Origin of the sequence: Pseudomonas phytophila (assembly GCF_025643095.1) — a bacterium.
Classification (GTDB): Bacteria; Pseudomonadota; Gammaproteobacteria; order Pseudomonadales; family Pseudomonadaceae; genus Aquipseudomonas; species Aquipseudomonas quasicaspiana.
On sequence record NZ_CP081201.1, the window covers coordinates 3,259,057 to 3,277,893 of the forward strand.

The 18,837-nt window shown below is 58.0% G+C and carries 17 protein-coding genes; 9 read left to right on the plus strand and 8 right to left on the minus strand.

The window, feature by feature from the left end; genetic code table 11:
* Nucleotides 1-313 precede the first annotated feature (313 nt).
* A complete protein-coding gene (locus tag K3169_RS14810) occupies nt 314-1,144 on the plus strand; it encodes an undecaprenyl-diphosphate phosphatase (RefSeq protein WP_263272170.1) in 831 nt (276 codons plus the stop codon).
* Between the two features lie 5 nt (nt 1,145-1,149).
* Nucleotides 1,150-1,581 (plus strand): DUF1294 domain-containing protein, encoded by a 432-nt coding sequence (locus tag K3169_RS14815; protein ID WP_263272172.1) that lies wholly within the window; start codon nt 1,150-1,152, stop codon nt 1,579-1,581.
* Nucleotides 1,582-1,601: 20 nt separating this feature from the next.
* Here K3169_RS14815 and K3169_RS14820 read toward each other — a convergent pair whose 3' ends face one another.
* Both K3169_RS14820 and K3169_RS14825 read right to left on the minus strand, forming a co-directional pair.
* Nucleotides 1,602-1,946, minus strand: a complete 345-nt coding sequence (locus tag K3169_RS14820) for an MmcQ/YjbR family DNA-binding protein (RefSeq protein WP_263272173.1) — start codon at nt 1,944-1,946, stop codon at nt 1,602-1,604.
* Nucleotides 1,936-2,877: a LysR substrate-binding domain-containing protein gene (locus K3169_RS14825; protein WP_099271310.1), complete on the minus strand. Its 942-nt coding sequence runs from the start codon at nt 2,875-2,877 to the stop codon at nt 1,936-1,938. The genes K3169_RS14820 and K3169_RS14825 overlap by 11 nt, the downstream gene beginning before the upstream one ends.
* A gap of 129 nt (nt 2,878-3,006) precedes the next feature.
* Here K3169_RS14825 and K3169_RS14830 point away from each other — a divergent pair, with 129 nt between their 5' ends.
* The 5 genes from K3169_RS14830 to K3169_RS14850 all read left to right on the plus strand — a co-directional run bounded on the left by K3169_RS14830 (nt 3,007) and on the right by K3169_RS14850 (nt 8,887).
* Nucleotides 3,007-3,618: an FMN-dependent NADH-azoreductase gene (locus tag K3169_RS14830; protein WP_122398044.1), complete on the plus strand. Its 612-nt coding sequence runs from the start codon at nt 3,007-3,009 to the stop codon at nt 3,616-3,618.
* A 225-nt stretch (nt 3,619-3,843) separates the two neighbouring features.
* Nucleotides 3,844-5,910 carry a maltose alpha-D-glucosyltransferase gene (gene treS, locus K3169_RS14835; RefSeq protein WP_263272175.1) on the plus strand — a complete coding sequence of 689 codons (2,067 nt, stop codon included), beginning with the start codon at nt 3,844-3,846 and terminating at the stop codon, nt 5,908-5,910.
* Nucleotides 5,911-6,005: 95 nt separating this feature from the next.
* Nucleotides 6,006-7,340 (plus strand): sensor histidine kinase, encoded by a 1,335-nt coding sequence (locus K3169_RS14840; protein WP_049827031.1) that lies wholly within the window; start codon nt 6,006-6,008, stop codon nt 7,338-7,340.
* Between the two features lie 55 nt (nt 7,341-7,395).
* A complete protein-coding gene (locus tag K3169_RS14845; protein WP_027901218.1) occupies nt 7,396-7,821 on the plus strand; it encodes a DUF3830 family protein in 426 nt (141 codons plus the stop codon).
* 10 nt (nt 7,822-7,831) lie between these two features.
* A complete protein-coding gene (locus K3169_RS14850; protein ID WP_263272178.1) occupies nt 7,832-8,887 on the plus strand; it encodes an aminoglycoside phosphotransferase family protein in 1,056 nt (351 codons plus the stop codon).
* Between the two features lie 22 nt (nt 8,888-8,909).
* On the opposite strand, the gene K3169_RS14855 is transcribed toward K3169_RS14850, so the two are convergent.
* The 5 genes from K3169_RS14855 to K3169_RS14875 form a co-directional block, all read right to left on the minus strand.
* Nucleotides 8,910-9,302, minus strand: coding sequence for a YkvA family protein (locus K3169_RS14855; RefSeq protein ID WP_263272180.1), 393 nt, complete (start codon nt 9,300-9,302; stop codon nt 8,910-8,912).
* Between the two features lie 97 nt (nt 9,303-9,399).
* Nucleotides 9,400-10,515, minus strand: coding sequence for an ABC transporter substrate-binding protein (locus K3169_RS14860; protein WP_263272182.1), 1,116 nt, complete (start codon nt 10,513-10,515; stop codon nt 9,400-9,402).
* 193 nt (nt 10,516-10,708) lie between these two features.
* Nucleotides 10,709-11,491: an ABC transporter ATP-binding protein gene (locus K3169_RS14865; protein ID WP_027901222.1), complete on the minus strand. Its 783-nt coding sequence runs from the start codon at nt 11,489-11,491 to the stop codon at nt 10,709-10,711.
* Complete coding sequence (locus K3169_RS14870; protein ID WP_411567038.1) at nt 11,488-12,546, minus strand: FecCD family ABC transporter permease; 1,059 nt, start codon at nt 12,544-12,546, stop codon at nt 11,488-11,490. The genes K3169_RS14865 and K3169_RS14870 overlap by 4 nt, the downstream gene beginning before the upstream one ends.
* Nucleotides 12,543-14,924, minus strand: coding sequence for a TonB-dependent siderophore receptor (locus K3169_RS14875; protein ID WP_231677701.1), 2,382 nt, complete (start codon nt 14,922-14,924; stop codon nt 12,543-12,545). The genes K3169_RS14870 and K3169_RS14875 overlap by 4 nt, the downstream gene beginning before the upstream one ends.
* Nucleotides 14,925-15,313: 389 nt before the next feature.
* Between K3169_RS14875 and K3169_RS14880 the strand changes: the two genes are divergently transcribed.
* Nucleotides 15,314-16,264 carry a LysR family transcriptional regulator gene (locus K3169_RS14880; protein WP_263272185.1) on the plus strand — a complete coding sequence of 317 codons (951 nt, stop codon included), beginning with the start codon at nt 15,314-15,316 and terminating at the stop codon, nt 16,262-16,264.
* Nucleotides 16,261-17,271: a GlxA family transcriptional regulator gene (locus K3169_RS14885; protein ID WP_231677699.1), complete on the plus strand. Its 1,011-nt coding sequence runs from the start codon at nt 16,261-16,263 to the stop codon at nt 17,269-17,271. Before K3169_RS14880 ends, K3169_RS14885 begins: the two co-directional genes overlap by 4 nt.
* A 314-nt stretch (nt 17,272-17,585) precedes the next feature.
* Here K3169_RS14885 and K3169_RS14890 read toward each other — a convergent pair whose 3' ends face one another.
* The gene (locus tag K3169_RS14890; protein ID WP_263267025.1) at nt 17,586-18,815 is read right to left on the minus strand and encodes a Zn-dependent hydrolase; all 1,230 of its coding nucleotides are present in this window, start codon (nt 18,813-18,815) and stop codon (nt 17,586-17,588) included.
* Nucleotides 18,816-18,837: the final 22 nt, after the last annotated feature.

Below are 18,837 nucleotides of genomic sequence, written 5' to 3' on the forward strand. Positions count from 1 at the left end.
CATTGCGATTCCTGGGAGGCCGAAAGCGGCGGCGATTGTAAGCGTATACATCGGTTAGCGCAGCGACTCAGCGAAAAAAACGCTGATAGCGGCCACTGAAAAACAGCTTCCATTACGTCAAGGGTTGCACGTCAGGCGTCAATGGCAGCGTACTGCCTGAAGGTCTGATAGGATCGCCACGCCTTGCGCAGGTTGACGGTGTAAGCGTCCGTTTTTAACGGACTTTTCACCTTTCGACGGGCATATTTGCGCGCTGTTTGAACATGACAATATCAAGAAGCCTGCTTCGAGCAATGCTTCACTTGGGGGAATGATGGATCTTTGGACCGCCGCTCAGGCATTGATTCTCGGGATTGTAGAGGGGCTGACGGAGTTCCTGCCCATTTCCAGTACCGGACACCAGATCATCGTCGCGGACTTGATCGACTTCGGTGGCGAACGGGCGATGGCCTTCAACATCATCATTCAGCTCGGCGCGATCCTCGCGGTGGTCTGGGAGTTTCGGCGCAAGATCCTTGATGTCGTGACGGGCCTGCCAAAACAGCGTCAGGCGCAACGTTTCACGATCAATCTGCTGATCGCGTTTCTACCGGCCGTTGTGCTGGGTGTGATCTTTGCCGACTTGATTCACGAATACCTGTTCAACCCCATCACCGTGGCGACTGCCCTGGTCATTGGCGGTGTCATCATGCTCTGGGCTGAGCGCCGCGATCACGTGGTGCATGCTGAAAGCGTGGATGACATGAACTGGCGTGATGCCCTGAAAGTCGGCTGCGCCCAATGTCTGGCGATGATCCCGGGGACTTCTCGTTCCGGCTCGACGATCATTGGCGGTCTGCTGTTTGGTTTGTCGCGCAAGACCGCTACCGAGTTCTCCTTCTTCCTGGCGATGCCGACCATGGTGGGCGCTGCGGTGTATTCGGGCTTCAAATACCGGCACCTGTTCCAGCCTGCGGACTTCCCGGTATTTGCACTGGGTTTTGTGGTCTCATTCATCTTTGCCATGATCGCTGTGCGTGGGCTGCTCAAGTTCATTGCCACTCACAGCTATGCCGTGTTCGCCTGGTATCGCATCGTCTTCGGTATCCTGATTCTGGCGACCTGGCAGTTCGGCTGGATTGACTGGACCAGCGTGAACGGCTGACGGACATGGATCAGCGTATAAAATCGAACAAAACCGCAACGGCGAAACAGAATCCGTCGCGGTATCCGCGGGTGAAGCTGGCGGTCTTTCTCGCCATTTGTGCGTTACCGGTGGCGGGCCTCACCTCGTTGCTGCTCAACGGGGTGTGGTTGCCCGGTGCGATCTATCTGGCGATGAGTCTGCTGGCATTCTTTCTGTACTGGCGCGACAAGCGTCATGCCAGAGCAAATGAATGGCGAACGCCGGAGAAGATCCTGCACGCAGTGGAGCTGCTGGGTGGCTGGCCGGGCGCGTTGGTGGCGCAACAGGCATTGCGTCATAAAACCCGCAAGCTGTCCTTTCAACTGGTGTTCTGGCTGATCGTTGTGTTGCACGAAGTGGTCTGGATTGACCGCCTGCTCCTTGGCGGTAATTACCTGAGCAGACACTTCTACTAAGCAGTCACAGCTTCAAGCCGTCACAGCTTGAGAGCAATCTGCTGTTTCTTCGGCAGCTTGCTGACTACCAGTTGATGGGATCGAGTCAGCAGCTCGCGCAATTCCCCATCGCTCAGGGAGTAGGGCGTGGCGACGCTGATCCAGTAAGCCCGCGCCAGATACGGCGCGGGACGAACGCCTGGCCTGTCGACATAGCCGAGGAACAGATCGGGTCCCACCTTGAATGACAAGCCTTTGCCAGCCAGGTCCATCACCGCAAACATCTTGTTGCCAGCGACCGAAAACACCCGTGTGCCGCCCCATTTGTAATCTTCCCGAGTGCCCGGCAGTTGCAGGCAAAACCCGGCGACATCTTCAGTGTTCATTGGTCTGCTCCGTTGTCTTCAGAACATCGCTCCAGAGCGGTTCGTTTTTGAATGCAAGGCTGACATGTTCGATCCACGCGCGCACGGCGGGGAGCATGCCTCGGCGCTGCGTGTACGCGGCCTGAACATTGCCGCTTGGGAGTGACCAGTCGGGCAACAGGCGGATCAACTGACCACTCGCAAGTTCTTCATGGCAGTTCATCAGCGGCAGCAATGTGATGCCCAGGCCCTGTACGGCTGCATTCTTGCGAATAGGAAAGTCATCCACCACCAGACGCGGCTCAATAGCCACCTCGCAACGCTCGCCATGGCTGTGCAGCAACTGAAAATGCACTTTGCGATCCGCCTCGATGGCGCCTAATGCCAGCAAGCTGCCAAGGTCCTGAGGGTGCGTGATGCTGCGTCCGCTGATTAATGCAGGGGAAGCTACCAGTACGGTGCGGGCGGGGTACAGCTGCCGGACAATCAGGCTCGGATCTTCATCGCCAATGTCGCGGACCCGCAGCGCTACATCAATGCCCTCATTCACCAGATCAACCCGGCGATTCACCAGAATCAACTCCAGTTGCACCAGCGGGTGGCGGATCAGGAATTCATTGACCACCCCGGACAGGTTCCAGTGTGTCATCCCCACCGGGCAAGACACCCGCAAACGCCCTCGGGGCTCAGCCGAAAGCGACGCAACGGCTTCGTCGGCCATTTCCGCTTCTAGCAACATCGCCTGACAGTGGCTCAGGTAACGTTCACCCACAGCGGTCAACGCCAGTTTGCGCGTGGTGCGCTGCAGCAGGCTCACGCCCAGACGCAGCTCAAGCTCGGCAATGCGCCGGGACAGGCGGGATTTAGGGATGCCCAGCAGACGTCCGGCAGCCGCGAAACCGCCGAATTCCACCACTTTGGCGAAGTAATACAGATCGTTGAGGTCTTGCATGCTTAAACCGATTGTCCTGTGTGTAGAACGAACTATCGCATTTATGCCGACTAATCAGCGATTGGATTGCGCTGTAGGATTATCCCCACTTGATCGCCAGCTGGCGACTTTTCAATTGGGAAGCACGTTATGAAACTTTTGCACATCGATTCCAGCATCCTCGGCGATCACTCCGCGTCTCGCCAGCTCAGCCGCAACGTTGTTGAAGCATTCACCGCTGTAGAGCAGAACGCACAGGTAACTTACCGCGATCTGGCCAGCGATTCTCTGAACCACTTTTCCCCGGCAACACTTGCCGCTGCGGGAACCCCTGAAGAAGGCCGTGATGCCGCACAGAAGCAGGAAGTGGCTAACAACGAGCAAATTCTGCAGGAATTCCTCGACGCTGACGTGGTTGTGATTGGTGCGCCGGTTTACAACTTCACACTGCCTACGCAGCTCAAAGCCTGGATTGATCGCATCGCAGTTGCCGGTCGTACGTTTCGCTACACCGAAACCGGCCCTGAAGGTCTGGCTGGCGGCAAGCAGGTAATCATCGTTTCCACTGCCGGTGGCGTGCACGTTGGCCAGCCGACCAGCGTGGGTCATGAGGACTACCTCAAGGTTCTGTTCGGTTTCATTGGCGTGACTGATTTGAAATTCGTCTTCGCTCATGGTCTGGCTTACGGCGACGAACCACGTGCCAATGCGCTGACTGCTGCGCAAAAGCAGATCAAAGAAGAGCTGTTCGCGACGGCCTGATGGCGTCGGCGGGTCTGACGACTGCGCCTGCCACAGGCTTGCAAAAAAACTCCGGCGTCCATTGGGCGCTGGAGTTTTTTGCGTTATGGACCACGCTGATCAAACAAAAATGCAACGTTTGCCGCCCGCGAGGCTCTTACAGCGGGTAATACATGACTCAATCGGAACAGTTGAATCTTCTCCGATCGTTTCGCCCGATTCACGAGAAACGGATGATTGGAATTTATGACGACACCGGACAAGCAGTACGTAGAGTGGCTGGTTGAACAATCAATGCTCAATGCCGCACGCCAGCGCGCCAGGTTGTATTCGGGGCAGGGCAGATTGTGGCAGCGCCCGTTCGCCGAATCCCGGCCCAGAGACGCGTCGGCGATCGCCTCCGTCTGGTTTACTGCTTATCCGGCGTCAATCATCACCCGCCCGGGTGGCTCTGTCCTTGAAGCCCTGGGCGATGAAACCCTATGGCATGCCATGTCGGAAATCGGTATTCAAGGCATCCACAACGGGCCGCTGAAAACCTCCGGTGGCCTTCAGGGGCGGCAACACACGCCGACCATCGACGGCAATTTCGACCGTATCAGTTTCGGCATCGACCCTGAATTGGGCACCGATGCGCAATTGCTCAGCCTGAGTCGCATTGCGGCTGCGCATAACGCGGTGGTGATCGATGACGTGATTCCGTCCCACACCGGCAAGGGTTCTGATTTCCGTTTGGCAGAAATGGCCTACGAGGACTATCCGGGCCTCTATCACATGGTGGAAATCCGTGAGGAAGACTGGCAGTTGCTGCCGGACATTCCGGCGGGTCGCGATGCGGTGAACCTGATGCCTGAGGTGGTGGATGCCCTCAAAGACAAGCACTACATTGTGGGTCAGTTACAGCGGGTCATTTTCTTCGAGCCAGGCGTCAAGGAAACCGACTGGAGCGCCACGGGTATTGTCCAGGGCGTGGACGGCAAGGCGCGGCGCTGGGTGTATCTGCACTACTTCAAGGAAGGTCAGCCTTCACTGAACTGGCTGGACCCAAGCTTTGCAGCTCAGCAAATGATCATTGGTGATGCGCTGCATTCCATTGATGTCATGGGCGCACGGGTTTTGCGTCTGGATGCCAATGGCTTCCTCGGCGTGGAGCGCAAGGCTGAAGGCAATGCCTGGTCCGAGAGTCACCCGTTGTCGATTACGGGTAACCAGCTATTGGGGGGCGCGATCCGCAAGGCGGGCGGTTTCAGTTTCCAGGAACTGAACCTGACCCTGGATGACATCGCGTCGATGTCCCACGGCGGCGCCGATCTGTCCTACGACTTCATCTCGCGCCCGGCCTATCAGCACGCACTGTTGACGGGCACCACCGAGTTCCTGCGGTTGATGCTGCGTCAGGTTCACGCGTTCGGTATCGATCCGGCGTCGCTGATTCATGCGCTGCAAAACCACGACGAATTGACACTGGAGCTGGTGCATTTCTGGACGCTGCACGCCCATGACACATACCACTATCAGGGCCAGACGCTGCCAGGCAACATCTTGCGTGAACACATTCGCGAGGAAATGTACGAGAAGCTGACAGGCGAGCACGCTCCGTACAACATGAAGTTCGTCACCAACGGCGTGTCCTGTACCACCGCCAGTATCATTACGGCTGCGCTGGGTATCCGCGATCTGGACGCCATTACGGAAGAAGACATTCAGAAAATTCAGCACATTCATCTGCTGTTGGTGATGTTCAACGCCATGCAGCCCGGCGTGTTTGCGTTGTCCGGCTGGGATCTGGTTGGCGCATTACCGGTGCCTGCCGAGCAGGTTCAGCATTTGATGCAGGATGGCGACACCCGCTGGATCCATCGTGGCGCTTACGACCTGGTCGATCTGGACCCTGACTCGGAGTTCTCTGCGGGTAACATGCCGCGCTCCCGCACCCTTTACGGCAGTATCATCAGCCAGCTACAGCGCCCGGATTCATTTGCCTCGCAACTCAAGAAGATTCTTGCTGTGCGTCGGGCTTATGACATCGCTGCGAGCAAGCAGATTCTGATTCCGGACGTTGAACACCCAGGCTTGCTGATCATGGTCCACGAGCTGCCAGCCGGGAAGGGCACGCAGATTACTGCGCTGAACTTCAGCTCGGAGCCGATTGTGGAAACTTTGCATCTGCCAGACATCGCGCCCGGCCCGGTGGTAGACATCATCAACGAACGGGTCGAAGGGGATCTGACTGAACAGGGCGAATTCACCATCACTCTGGATGCTTATGAAGGCCTGGCATTGCGGGTGGTGAGCGCATTCCCTGCGTTCTGATTGTCGGTTTCTGTACTGACTTTGCGGCTCCGTTGACGAAATGACGACATATCTGGCCTGATAATGCCCGGATGTAAACCGTCAACGGAAGCTGCATGGATATCAAACACAGTCTCAAACAGCGCATCGTCATCGTTTTCACGCTGATGAGTACTCTTGTTGCCTTGATCTTTGCGGCAGGCATTGTCGTTACCGTTCATCTGGTAGGCAAAAAGTTGACCGCACTTTCAATGAATGGCGACCTGCACAGGTTGCTGTTGATGGACGACGTCGCCAACTGGACTCACCGTCCGGAGAAAGATTCGTTTTTCTACATACAGGACGCGTCCGGCCTTTTCGCAATGCCCGAGAGCCTCAAGCCATTGAAACCCGGCTTTCACCGAATCAAAAAAGACAATGTCGATTATTACGCCATGGTGGATATGGTCGACGGTCGTCAGTACGTATTGCTGCGGGATCAGACCGCAACCATTCAGCGCGAGCGTATTCTGTTCGCCATCGTGCTGGTCGGGTTCGTCCTTAGCGTCTTGTTGGCGTTACTACTGGGCCGACTCCTGGCGCAACGGGTCATGGCGCCCGTGGTGAAGCTGGCGGGCGAGGTGCGTGATCGTGACCAGGCCATGGATGCGGCGCCGACACTGGCAACGAATTATGCTCATGACGAAGTCGGCGAGCTGGCGGTGTCTTTTGATGAAACCCTGGGCCGTCTGCGTGCTGCCTTGACCCGGGAAAAGATGTTCACCAGCGACGTCAGCCACGAACTGCGCACTCCGTTGATGGTGTTAGCCAGCTCTTGTGAGCTGCTGCTGGAAAATCCTGCCGTTGATCCGCGCTCCCGTAATCAGGTGTTAAGAATATCCCGCGCCAGTGAGGGTATGCGCCAACTGGTGGAAACCTTCCTGTTGCTGGCGCGGATCGACACCGAAGTACCTGGCCACGGTCCACGCGCAACGCTGGTTGCGGTCGCCGACGAGTTGGTGGACATGTGGCGCAAACCCATTGAAGAAAAAGGCCTGACCCTGCGTTACGAGCCGGGTGTCGGTTCGGATCGTTTATATAACGCAACGCTGCTGCACTCGGTCATGAGCAATCTGCTGCGCAATGCCTGGCATTACACGGACGAAGGTTTCATCTTTTTGAGCTTGAAGGGTGATCGCTTTTCCGTGGAGGACAGCGGCATCGGCATACCCCTGGAAAAACAACAGGCCATGTTCCAGCCTTTTGTCCGGGGCGATGAGCAGCGCGGCGAAGGGCTAGGCCTCGGCCTTTCCCTGGTGCAGCGCATCTGCGTCCACCAGGGCTGGTCGGTCAACCTTGAAAGCCGGATACCCCAGGGATGCTGTTTCGAGGTGAGCTTGTCTGCCTCAGCAGTGTCCGCAGATAGACCCGATAGCGTCCGCAAGCCTGCTTCAGCAAGCCAGCCCGCCTAGATACTGATACGTAACGTCGCAACCTGAAACCTATTTATCTTGAGAGCAGCTCTGCATGACCACTCTGAAAATCACTGCCGGCGGATACGAGTTTCTCGCTGAAACCCATCCTGATGCGCCGCACACCGTTGCTGCGTTTCTGAAGTTGCTGCCTTACCGGCAGAAGCTGATCCATGTGCGCTGGAGCGGCGAGGGCTGCTGGGTTCCACTGGGTGAGTATCAGTTGCTGCTGAACGATCAGCCGATTGGGTTCGAAAATCACACCAGCCACCCTTCAGTGGGCGACATTCTTTTTTATCCGGGCCCTTACAGTGAGACTGAAATCCTCATCGCCTACGGCTCGTGCTGCTTTGCCAGTAAAATGGGCCAGTTGGCCGGTAACCATTTCCTGACCATCGTGCAAGGCAAGGAAAACCTGCGTGCCCTGGGCGTGAAAACCCTGTGGGAAGGCGCGCAGGACGTGCTCTTTGAGCAGGTCTGAGTCGCCCGGTATGATGACTCAACTCGCTGAATCAATACCCAACGCAGAGGACAGCCGCACCTGTGCGCGCGGCGCTTTTCTTGCTGATGCCGGATTTGCCGATGCCGTTCTGGAGGCGTTGCCCGCAGATGCGTCGGCACGACGTTATTTCCGCCTGCAAGGTGCCGGGCTGTTGCTGATGGATTCGCCGCCACGCAGCGAACCCATCGCGCCATTTGTGCAGGTGGCCGGTTATCTGCACAGCATCGGACTGTCAGCCCCGGGCTTGCGCCAGGTGGATGAACAGGCCGGACTGGCGTTGATCGAGGATTTTGGCAACGCCACGTACACTCGGCTGCTGGCTTCAGGGCATGCGGAAGAAGCCTTGTATGGCCTGGCCGTCGACGCACTGGTGGCTTTGCATCGGGCACCCGCCAGCACCGGGTTGCCGACCTACGATGCGCAGAAATTGAGCGCTGAATGTGCACTGTTCATCGATTGGTATGCACCGTTGTTGATCGGCAAAGAGGCCGCTCTGGCGCTGCGTGGACGCTATCTCGAACTGTTTGCCGAAGCCTGCCGTGACGTGGCCGAACGCCGTGAAACGCTGGTGCTGCGTGACTTTCACGTGGACAACCTGATGCTGCTCGACAGTCGCCAGGGCGTGGCGGCTTGCGGCCTTCTGGATTTTCAGGACGCGTTGGTGGGTTCAGCAGCTTATGACCTGATGTCGTTGCTAGAGGATGCGCGTCGCGACATGTCCGAGCCGCTGCGCGCAGCATTGTTCAGCCATTACCTGATGCAGCGCCCGGAACTCAATGTGCCGCTGTTCGTTGATGATTACCGGCGGCTCGCTGCGCAACGGCATGCCAAAGTACTGGGAATTTTCGTGCGTCTGGCGGGGCGCGACGGCAAGCATGGCTACCTGGCGCACCTGCCGCGAACCCTGCGCCTGTTTGTGCAAGCGCTGAGGGCGCCCGCGTTCAATGAACTGCGGGAGTGGCTGGACCTGAACGTGCCAGGCTGGCGCGATGACTTGTCTGCCCAGACTCTGGATGAGTTGCGAACCACGCCTTATCGTCAGTGACAGGCTTTCGATTGTCCGGGTCCTAGCCTGCAAAGGCACGCCACAGGGCCCAGGCAATCAGCAGCCATATCAGCACAATGCAGGTTATGGTCAGCCATTGGCCTTTGAGCTGGATTCGCTTGCCGGCCATGGCTTCAGCTTCAGGTCGGCAGCGCTGTTGCAGATCATCCGGAATCAGCCGCAAGGCGAGGGCGATGCCCAGCGGTAAAAGAATCACATCATCCAGAAAGCCCAGTACCGGGATGAAATCCGGAATCAGGTCGATAGGGCTCACAGCGTAGGCCACCGTCACCAATGCGACGATTTTTGGTAGCCAAGGCATATCGGGTTGACGGCAGCAGAGCCAGAGCAGAATCAGATTGGCTTTGAGGCGGCGGGCCCATAGTTTCAGGTGTTTGACGGTGTTGCCGATCATCAAGGGGGCTCTTCGTGCGGGATGTTATGACCTCTGAATTGATCCAGATCCTGTAGGCGCTCACGAGCACCTACAGACGGTATTCTTTAATTCAGATTCAAAGGCTACCGAAACAAACCTGCTCATGAAACACAAAGGGCAGGTCCGGTAGCGACGTGAATTCGCGGATCAATGTTCGATATTCTGCATCAGGGTCCAGATCAGCGAACTGTTCTGGCCAGAAGATTTTCGCCAGCCATTGTGCCCCGACGATGTTGAAAACGCTGTTGTAAAACTGGTGATTGAGGCCCTGTACGCATGATTTTGGCGACTTCGCAGTGGCGGCAAAGCCGGGACGGGACATCAAACGCTGCATTTCACTGTTGATCCGTTCGGTATTGGCACCGTAGCCAAAAGGTATCGCGGTGACGCCGTTGCGCAAACGCTGTGTGCCCGTCATCAAGTAAACGTCGGGTTTGCTCAGGATCAGGGTTTCCAGCGCCACATCGGCTGATTCGCTGCGCAGGTAGCGGGAGCCAAGGTTGATTGCACCGATGTCCTCGATCAGCAATCCCCAACCGGCGTGGGCCTGAGTGTGGCAACAGCCGCCAGATCCGGCTTGCCCGGCTCGGGCTTCGACGAACACTTTAGGCGCCGGCAGACCAGCGGTTTTCTCGCGCAACTCTTCAAGTTGGCGACCATAGACCTGTAAATACGCTTTGGCGTTGTCTTCCTCGCCCAATACCCGCCCCAGCAATTCCAGACTACGAGGCACGTTCACTAATGGGTCCAGCTCGTTGTCGACGTATATCAGAGGTATGTCCAACCGCTCAAGTACGCTGTTGAGTACCGTGTTTTCGATGGCTGCCCGACCACTGAGCCGGGCAATGACCAGCTCCGGGTGGGTGCGCAACAGGCTTTCGATGTCCAGCTGGCCTGTGTCGGGGAAATCCAGGTCCTTGATCTGCGTAGCATGCGGCCAGCGTTGGCTGACCACATTCCACAGGCCAGGGTCGGAACTGGCGAGATTGTTATCCCAGGCAATCACCCGGGCCAGCGGGTTTTCGCGTTCCAGCAGGGCCAGCGACAAAAGGGTATTGCTGTCCTGCAACACGATACGTTGCGGGCTATGGGATAGGGTGACGCTGCGCCCGGCGAGATCGATGATGGTGAGAGGGTAGTTGGCGGCTTGAGCTGCAGAGCAGAGTAAAAACAGTAGGCCCAATGTCCTCAATGCCACGTCCTTCAAAAAAACGCACGAAGTCACTGACACCCCCCAATACCCCTGTGGGAGCAGGGCTTGCCCGCGATAAGGCTGGACACGATATACCTGATATCTGCGGTGCACTTATCGCGGGCAAGCCCAGCTCCCACAGATTTCGCGTCATCCAGTGGGTCCGTTGTTGGGGAGAGCTGCAATATGCGCTTCATGCCACAGACCCATCCACATGAATCTGCACCCGGCCCTGGCTGCAGCGCTCGACCCGCGCCTGGACCCGATAGACCTGCTCCAGCATGGTCGGCGTGAGGGTATGTTCGGGTGTGCCCGCTACATTCAGGCGGCCACGCTCAAGCACCATGATCTGATCGGCCCAGCGCGCCGCCAGGCCTAGGTCATGGAGGACAACCACGACGATCCGGCCTTGATCGGCTAGTTGGCGGACCATGCTCATCACGTCGTTTTGATAGCGCAAATCCAGCGCACTGGTGGGTTCGTCGAGCAGCAACAAACGTGGCTGGCGAATCACCGCTTGAGCGAGGCTGACCATTTGCCGTTGTCCACCGGACAGACTGTCCAGGGGTTGCAGGGCCAGATGCAGGATGCCCAATTGTTCAAGAACGGCGCAGGCCTTGTTTTGTTGTTCCCGGGCGCTGCCGACTGTGGCCAGTGAGTCGCCCCCGCGCAAGGCGCCGAGCAGGGTTTCCAATACGCTCAAGGCAATGCCATCGGGCAAGGTCTGGGGCATGAAGCCCAGAACAGCAGCGCGTTCGCGACGCTTGCAACGCAGCAGATCGAGATCACCCAGACGAATCTCTCCCGTCGCCGACAATAGCCCGGCAAGGCTGCGCAGCAGAGTCGATTTGCCTGCACCGTTAGGGCCCACCAGCGCTACGACTTGACCCGGCGCAATATCCGGCAGGTCAATGCCATGCAGCACCGTGCTGTGTTTGTAACCAACAGTCAGATTACGTACCGTCAACTGGCTCATGTCCGGCCTCGCTTGAGAATCAGGCTCATGAACAACGGTACGCCGACGACGGCGGTTACGATGCCGATGGGCAGTACCACGCCCGGAATCAGCTGTTTGCTAACAATGGCCGACAGCGACATGATCAACGCGCCCATCAAGGCGCTGACCGGCAGAAAGAAACGGTGATCTTCGCCAATCAGCATGCGGGCAATGTGCGGCCCCACCAGCCCGATAAAGCCGATGGTCCCTACGAATGCCACCGCGGTTGCGGCCAGTAGACTGATACGCAGCAACGCCCCTAACCGTAACCGGGCAACATCAATGCCCAGCGTTTCGGCACGCTCGTCGCCCAGTCGCAGCGTAGTCATCTGCCACGACGCGCGCAGGCTGAATGGCAACACCAGAAAAAACACCACGGCCAGGGTCTGCACTGCAGGCCAACTGGCGCGGCTCAGGCTGCCCATGCTCCAGAACACCAGTTGTTGCAAGGCATCTGCCGAGGCCAGGTATTGCAGCAGCGCAACCATGGCATTGAAGCTGAACACCAGCGCAATGCCAAACAGCACCAGCGACTGCACGCCGCCAGTGAGGCTGGCGACGGCCTGTAACAACAGCACCGACGCAAAAGCTAAGATGAACGCATTGGCGGTAATCAGCCAACTGCCGGGCACGCCGGGAATTCCCAGATCCAGCACAATGGCCAGCGCCGCGCCAAAGGATGCTGCCGATGACACGCCCAGGGTAAACGGACTGGCCAGCGGGTTATTGAGGATGGTCTGCATCTCGGCCCCGGCCAACGAAAGCGCCGCGCCCACCAGCACGGCCATCAGCGCGAACGGCAGGCGCAATTCGCGGACGATCACCTGAGTATCCGGATCAACGCTGACCGGATCGAATATTGCCAGCAAGACTTCACTGGCAGCGAACCGGGTAGTGCCCAGCGTGATGTCCGCCACCAGACACGCCAGTAACGCGAGCACAAGAGCGCCACAGATCCACAGGCGTTTACGCAGGATTTTGTTGTAGGCGACCTGCAGTGTTTCAGCGTTCAGGGCAGGTTGGGAACGACTCAAAACTTCGCACTCACGCTGGCGATGAACGAGGCGGGTGCGCCCGCGTAGTTACCGTCGGTATTGGCTGCGGTTTCGATATATTTGCGATCCGTCAGGTTGCGGCCTTTGAGTGAAACCCGGATGTTTTCGTCGATGTCGTAGAACACGCTGGCGTCGATCCTGGCGTAGCCGCTCACGTCGTAGCTGTTGTCGATATCGCCCTGACGTTCGCCCACGGCGATGACGCCCGCGCCGAAGCCGAGACCTTTCATGGGGCCGTCTTGTAGCTGGTAGCTGGACCAGATCGAACCGCTGAGGATCGGTACGCCGTCCAGACGGTTGCCGGTTTCGATTGTCGTGTCCTTGGTGACTTTGGCGTCCAGTGCGCTGACGTTACCGATGATTTCCCAGCCATCCAGAGGAGTGCCGCTGACATCGAGTTCAGCCCCGCGCACGCGCTGCTCGCCAGTCTGTACCGAGTAGTTGTCGTCTGTGGGATCGGTTGCTGCCACATTCTGCCGGGTGATCTCGAATACCGACAATGTGGCGCTGAGGCGGTCAGGGATCAGGTCAAACTTGGCGCCAACTTCATACTGCTCACCTTCCTCAGGGTCCAGAGGGCTGCCGTTGCGCTGGGTGTCACTCTGCGGAGTGAATGAAGTGCTGTAGCTGGCGTAGAGTGCCAGCCAGTCAGTGGGCTGATACACCAGGCCCAGTCGAGGTGAAACTTTGGACGGGTCCAGGTTGGTTGGGGTCGACACACGACCCAGGCCCGTGATGGGATTGACGACGGTCGTCGTATTACGCTGCCGCGTATCGTCGTAGCGCGCCCCCACAATCAGCTTCCACTGTTCACTCAGATCGATCTGATCCTGCAGATAGAAGCTGTAGGCTTCCAGTTGATAATCGGTTTCTTCGTTGAATGAGAACGGGCCGGGCCGGGCGCCATAAACCGGATTGAAAATATCGATCGAACCCAATGTTGCTCGATCCGTAGCCACGTTGCGCTTGCCGTCGATGTACTCGAAACCTGCCAAAGCTGTGTGTTTCAGGCCACCGGTGGCGAAGCGGGCAATGGCTTCGAACTGCATGTCCAGCGTCTTTATGCGCTCGTCGCCATCGGTTGCACGACGAGCAAGGGTGCGGTTGTCGTCCTCCAGTCCGCGCAAATCCACGACATAACGATTCTTGTGGGACTGATCCCAGCGGGTCATCTGGCGAAGGGTCAGCCAGTCATTTACATCGTGCTCGGCGCGATACCAGACCGACACCTTGTCCGCCTTGTCCCGCGACCAGGGTTCATGCAGATAGCGATCGGCATTCATGTTGATCTTGCCGTTGACCGGGATTAGCCCTCGATCAAAAGGACTGGTCTGGTTGATGTATTCCAGGCCCGCATCCACACGCGTGACATCGCTGGGTTCCCAGCGCAGGGTCGGGGCAACGTAGATGCGTTTGCTGTCGCGGAAGGTGTCGCGAAAACCGCGTTCGGTCTGGGTTGCGACTGTCATGCGCCCAGCCAGGGTTTTGGCTTCGTCCAGAGGGCCGCTGGCGTTGGCTTCAAGCCGATAGAAGTCATAAGAACCTGCCTGCGCCTTGACCTCGGCTTCCGGGGTGAAGCTCGGCTGGCGGGTCACCAGGTTGATCAGCCCACCCGGATTGCCACGGCCATAGAGCACCGACGCGGGCCCCTTGAGGACTTCGACCCGCTCGACGTTGGCCAGATCGCGCAACGCTTCCGGGCGCGACACCAAGGGGTTGATCAACATGCCATCCACCGCATAAGTGGTGGCTTTGAACCCGCGGATGATGAAGCTTTCGGAAGAACCGCCATGGCTGTTGCCACGTTGCACGCTGCTGACGTTGGTCAGGGCATCGCCGAGGTTATTGACCTGCTGATCTTCAAGCACCTGGCGGGAGACCACCTGAATGGATTGCGGAACGTCGCGCAGGGCGGTGTCTGTCTTGGTCCCGGTGGCGCTGCGGGTTGCGCGATAGCCCTGCACCGGGCCGTTCGCATGTTCGATATAACGGTTGGAGGTAATGGTCGACGGCGCAAGGTTGATTGAGCCGCTGGCAGGCTGCGCAAACAGCAGAAGAGTGCGGTCTTCAGTCAGCGACCAGCCCAAACCTGAATCCCTGAGCAACCGGGTCAACGCTTCTCGCTCACTAAGCTCGCCGTTAACTGCTGGTGCGGTTTTGCCGGTCGCCAGTGCGGCGTCAAAACTCAGCTGTAACCGGTTCTGTCTGGCGAATTGCGCCAGCGCCGAAGCCAGCGGTTGTGCGCTCATGCTGTAACGGGCAGTACCCGGACGTTCAGAAGCTTCGGCAGCCCAACCGTTGCCCATCGGCAGCATGATGAGCAGGGCAAGAGACGGCAATGCAGGTAGGCGTGGCATCAATACGATCCTTCATACGTCTTGATTACGTTTGCGAAAAATTCTCAAACAGATGATCAAAGACGTAGCCCTTCGGGATTTTTTTCAAGGACGGGCGAAAAAAAACAAAATAACTGACAGTGCAGGTGTCCCCATGACACCGCGCTGTAGCGTTGCAAACACGGCTTTCTGTGGGAGTGAGGCTTGCCCGCGATAAGGCTGAACACGGTTTACTTTAGATGGCGTCCAGCCGTATCGCGGGCAAGCCTCGCTCCCACAAGGATCTCATTCATTCAGGATAATTAGTCGACAAAAACAAACCCCAGGCACTTGCGCCCACCCGATTAACGCGCAACCTTAGCCGCTACTGTTTGTGATCTCCAAACAATCCTACTGATAGCGGGGCAGGAATGGACCGTTTTGATGCCATGCTGGCATTCGCCCGGGTCGTGGAAGCGGGGAGCTTTACCAGGGCGGCTGACACGCTGCACATGAGCAAGACCACGGTGACCCAACTGGTTCAACAACTGGAAGCCAGGCTGCGGGTCAAATTGCTCAACCGCACCACGCGCAAGGTCAATGTCACTGCTGACGGCGCGGTTTACTACGAACGCGTGGTACGGCTGCTGGCGGACCTGGATGACGCAGAGACAAGTCTCTCCAGCGCAGCGTCATTGCCCCGAGGTCGGTTGCGAGTGGATGTACCCAGCCCGCTGGCCAGAATGATCCTGATGCCGGCACTGCCCGGTTTCCATGCAAGATACCCGGATATTCAGATCGATATGGGCGTCAGTGATCGCAAAGTCGATCTAATTGGCGAGAATGTCGATTGCGTGGTCCGCGGCGGTGAACTCAGCGACCTGTCACTCATGGCTCGCCGGGTGGGTGATTTGCAGCTTGGAGTGTACGCGGCGCCAGCTTATCTGCAGCGTCTCGGCATTCCAGTTCACCCTCGCGAGCTTGAAGAGTCTGAGCACCGGATCATCGGTTTCCTGTGGGCGCGCACAGGTAAAGCCTTACCCTATGCCATGCACAACGGCACCGAACGTCTGACGATTAATGGCCGTTACGTGTTGGCGGTGGACGACGGCAATGCGTATCTTGCGGCAGGACTGGCAGGCATGGGCGTGCTCTGGCTACCGGACTATATGGCAAAACAACACGTGGCAAGCGGTGAATTGGTCCCGTTGTTCAAAAGCTGGCGAATGGAACCCATGCCTCTGTATGTGGCGTTTCCGCCAAACCGGCATATCAGTATTAAAGTCCGGGTATTCATCGACTGGGTTGCAGATCTGATGGCGCAACACGGCCCGGTCGGCGATCGATACGCGATTGATGAGACGGAGAACCGGACGACATGACTGAGCGACGTCAATTCAGTGGTGGCATGAAGGGCAAGAATCTTCGCTATCTTGGAGATGAGTCAACAGCTTCCCGTCAGGCAAAAGCCGGATTCTTGTTGCTCGAACATTTCTCGCTTCCTGCATTCACCCAGGCGCTGGACACCATCATCACCGCAAATCTGCTGCGTCCCGGCTTGTTCGCGACCTGTACCTTTGGCTTGCAGGAGGGCGAAGTGGTCAGTGATCTGGGGCTGGTCATTCGACCTGATGTGCGGCTGACAGCTGCCGGCATAAACGGTCTGGATTTGCTGGTTGTCTGCGGCGGCTACCGGACCGAACTCAAGCATTATCCCGAGTTGACAGCGTTACTGAATACGGCGGCAGAGCAGGGTACTGCGCTGGCGGGTTTGTGGAATGGTGCGTGGTTTCTGGGTGTCGCGGGTTTACTCGACAGCTACCGTTGCGCGATTCACCCGGAACACCGTCCCGCGCTGGCTGAAATCTGCAAGATTACCCATGTCACCAGCGAGCCGTTCGTGGTGGACCGGGATCGTCTGACCGCCGCAAGCCCGTCGGGGGCTTTTCACATGGCGTTGGAGTGGATCAAGACCCTGCATGACAAAGCGCTGGTCGAAGGCATCGAGGACATTCTGTCTTTTGAAGAGTCTCGTTATAGGCGTATCAAGACTTCGGCGCATCTATCGGTCAGCGCGCCGTTGCGTGAGGTGGTGAAGCTGATGGACGCCAACCTCGAAGAACCGCTGGAAATGGAGCAACTGGTGAAGTACTCCGGTCGCTCCCGTCGTCAGGTCGAACGCTTGTTCCGGGAACAGCTGGGCACCACGCCGCAGCGCTATTACCTGGAATTGCGCATCACCGAAGCCCGGCGTTTGTTGCAGCACACTGAGATGTCCCAGGTTGAGGTGCTGGTCGCCTGCGGATTCGTCTCGCCCAGTCATTTCAGCAAGTGCTACAGCGCGTTCTTCGGTTACCGGCCATCGAAAGAGAAGCGGCTGGTTCGTTAGTGTCTTTCATGAGCGCAGTTTTGGTAGACGGTGCCTCAGTGTCCAGGGCACCGCGCTGTCTCGCGGCAAGCATAAGGCCTGTAGGAGCTGCCGAAGGCTGCGATCGCGGTGTGTCAGGATAAATGTTTCGCAGCCTTCGGCAGCTCCTACAGAAAATGCACTTCAATCCAGCGTTTGCATGTTGTTTGATGAGATTGAACTTGTTCACGAAAGAGCAGGTACATCCACAGCACATGTATGTTCTGAAATACCGCCTTCCCGAATGAACTCGCTCCCACCGCTCCAACAGGTGCTGCGGGCGGCTGAAGGCTGAGCTAACGCTGAATCCGCTCAACGATGGCATTCAGCAGCACATCGCAGCCCATGCGGGCATCTCCAGGGAAAACGTCCTCGGCTTCGTTGTGGCTCAGCCCGTCAACACAGGGGATGAACACCATCGTGGTGGGGCAGTGCCGGGCGAGCAGGATGGCGTCGTGACCTGCGCCGCTGACGATGTCCTGATGCGGATAACCTAGCGCTTCGACGGCACGGCGTACCGCCGCGACGCAATCCTTGTCGAACGGGGTGGCCGGGCTTAGCCAGTGGCGCTGTATGTCCAGGGTCAATCCGCGGACGTCCGCTACCTGCTGAAAACGCTGTCGGACCAGCTCCTCCATCAGCGCAATCTGCCCGTCTTCGTGGTGACGCAAATCCACCGTGAAGTTCACGCTGCCGGCAATGGTGTTGCGCGATGATTTGGCGATGCTCAACTGGCCAATCGTGACCAGTCCCTTGGGCGCGAACTCTTCAGCCAGGGCTTCAAGTTTCGCAGCCATTTGCGCCACGCCAAACAAAGCGTCCTTGCGCAGTTTCATCGGTGTGGTCCCGGCGTGGGCGCTCTGGCCTTTGACCTGAACGTCCAGCCAGCAAATGGCCTGACCGCCCGTCACCACGCCCACCGGGATGCCGTTGTCTTCAAGGATCGGCCCCTGCTCGATGTGCGCTTCGAAATACGAATCGAAAGGACGCTTGAAGGGTTGCTCACCCAGGTGCCCGGTGGCGTCCAGCGCTTGAGCGACGCTGATACCGTCGGCATCGCATGCATCCAGCGCTGTCTGGAGTGCCAGAGTGCCGGTGAAAACTGCAGAGCCAAACATGGCTGGCGTGAAGCGCGCGCCTTCTTCGTTGGTCCAGACCGCGATTTCAATAGGCCGTTGGCTCTGGATGCCTTGTTCGTTCAGACAGCGAACCACTTCCAGGCCGCTCAGGACCCCGTAGATGCCATCGAAACGACCGCCTTTGGGCTGAGTGTCGAGATGGCTGCCCATCACGATCGGCTCAAGCTTTTCGTTTAGCCCGGCACGGCGGGCGAACAGGTTGCCGATTGCATCGAAGCTAAGGGTCATGCCTGCTTCCCGACACCAGCTCATGAACAGCTCACGGCCTGCTTTGTCCTCCTCAGACAGGGCCAGACGGCAGTTGCCGCCCTTGGCGGTGGCACCGATTTGGGCCATGTCCATCAGGCTGGCCCAGAGGCGATCGCCGTTGGATTCAATTACATTCATCGCTCAACCTCTTGCGTGTCGC

Excerpts from the sequence above, each read along its gene's own strand:
- K3169_RS14810 (WP_263272170.1), top strand. The coding sequence starts at position 314 with ATGGATCTTTGGACCGCCGCTCAGGCATTGATTCTCGGGATTGTAGAG.
- K3169_RS14815 (WP_263272172.1), top strand. The coding sequence starts at position 1,150 with ATGGATCAGCGTATAAAATCGAACAAAACCGCAACGGCGAAACAGAAT.
- K3169_RS14820 (WP_263272173.1), bottom strand. The coding sequence starts at position 1,946 with ATGAACACTGAAGATGTCGCCGGGTTTTGCCTGCAACTGCCGGGCACT.
- K3169_RS14825 (WP_099271310.1), bottom strand. The coding sequence starts at position 2,877 with ATGCAAGACCTCAACGATCTGTATTACTTCGCCAAAGTGGTGGAATTC.
- K3169_RS14830 (WP_122398044.1), top strand. The coding sequence starts at position 3,007 with ATGAAACTTTTGCACATCGATTCCAGCATCCTCGGCGATCACTCCGCG.
- treS (WP_263272175.1), top strand. The coding sequence starts at position 3,844 with ATGACGACACCGGACAAGCAGTACGTAGAGTGGCTGGTTGAACAATCA.
- K3169_RS14840 (WP_049827031.1), top strand. The coding sequence starts at position 6,006 with ATGGATATCAAACACAGTCTCAAACAGCGCATCGTCATCGTTTTCACG.
- K3169_RS14845 (WP_027901218.1), top strand. The coding sequence starts at position 7,396 with ATGACCACTCTGAAAATCACTGCCGGCGGATACGAGTTTCTCGCTGAA.
- K3169_RS14850 (WP_263272178.1), top strand. The coding sequence starts at position 7,832 with ATGATGACTCAACTCGCTGAATCAATACCCAACGCAGAGGACAGCCGC.
- K3169_RS14855 (WP_263272180.1), bottom strand. The coding sequence starts at position 9,302 with ATGATCGGCAACACCGTCAAACACCTGAAACTATGGGCCCGCCGCCTC.
- K3169_RS14865 (WP_027901222.1), bottom strand. The coding sequence starts at position 11,491 with ATGAGCCAGTTGACGGTACGTAATCTGACTGTTGGTTACAAACACAGC.
- K3169_RS14875 (WP_231677701.1), bottom strand. The coding sequence starts at position 14,924 with ATGCCACGCCTACCTGCATTGCCGTCTCTTGCCCTGCTCATCATGCTG.
- K3169_RS14880 (WP_263272185.1), top strand. The coding sequence starts at position 15,314 with ATGGACCGTTTTGATGCCATGCTGGCATTCGCCCGGGTCGTGGAAGCG.
- K3169_RS14885 (WP_231677699.1), top strand. The coding sequence starts at position 16,261 with ATGACTGAGCGACGTCAATTCAGTGGTGGCATGAAGGGCAAGAATCTT.
- K3169_RS14890 (WP_263267025.1), bottom strand. The coding sequence starts at position 18,815 with ATGAATGTAATTGAATCCAACGGCGATCGCCTCTGGGCCAGCCTGATG.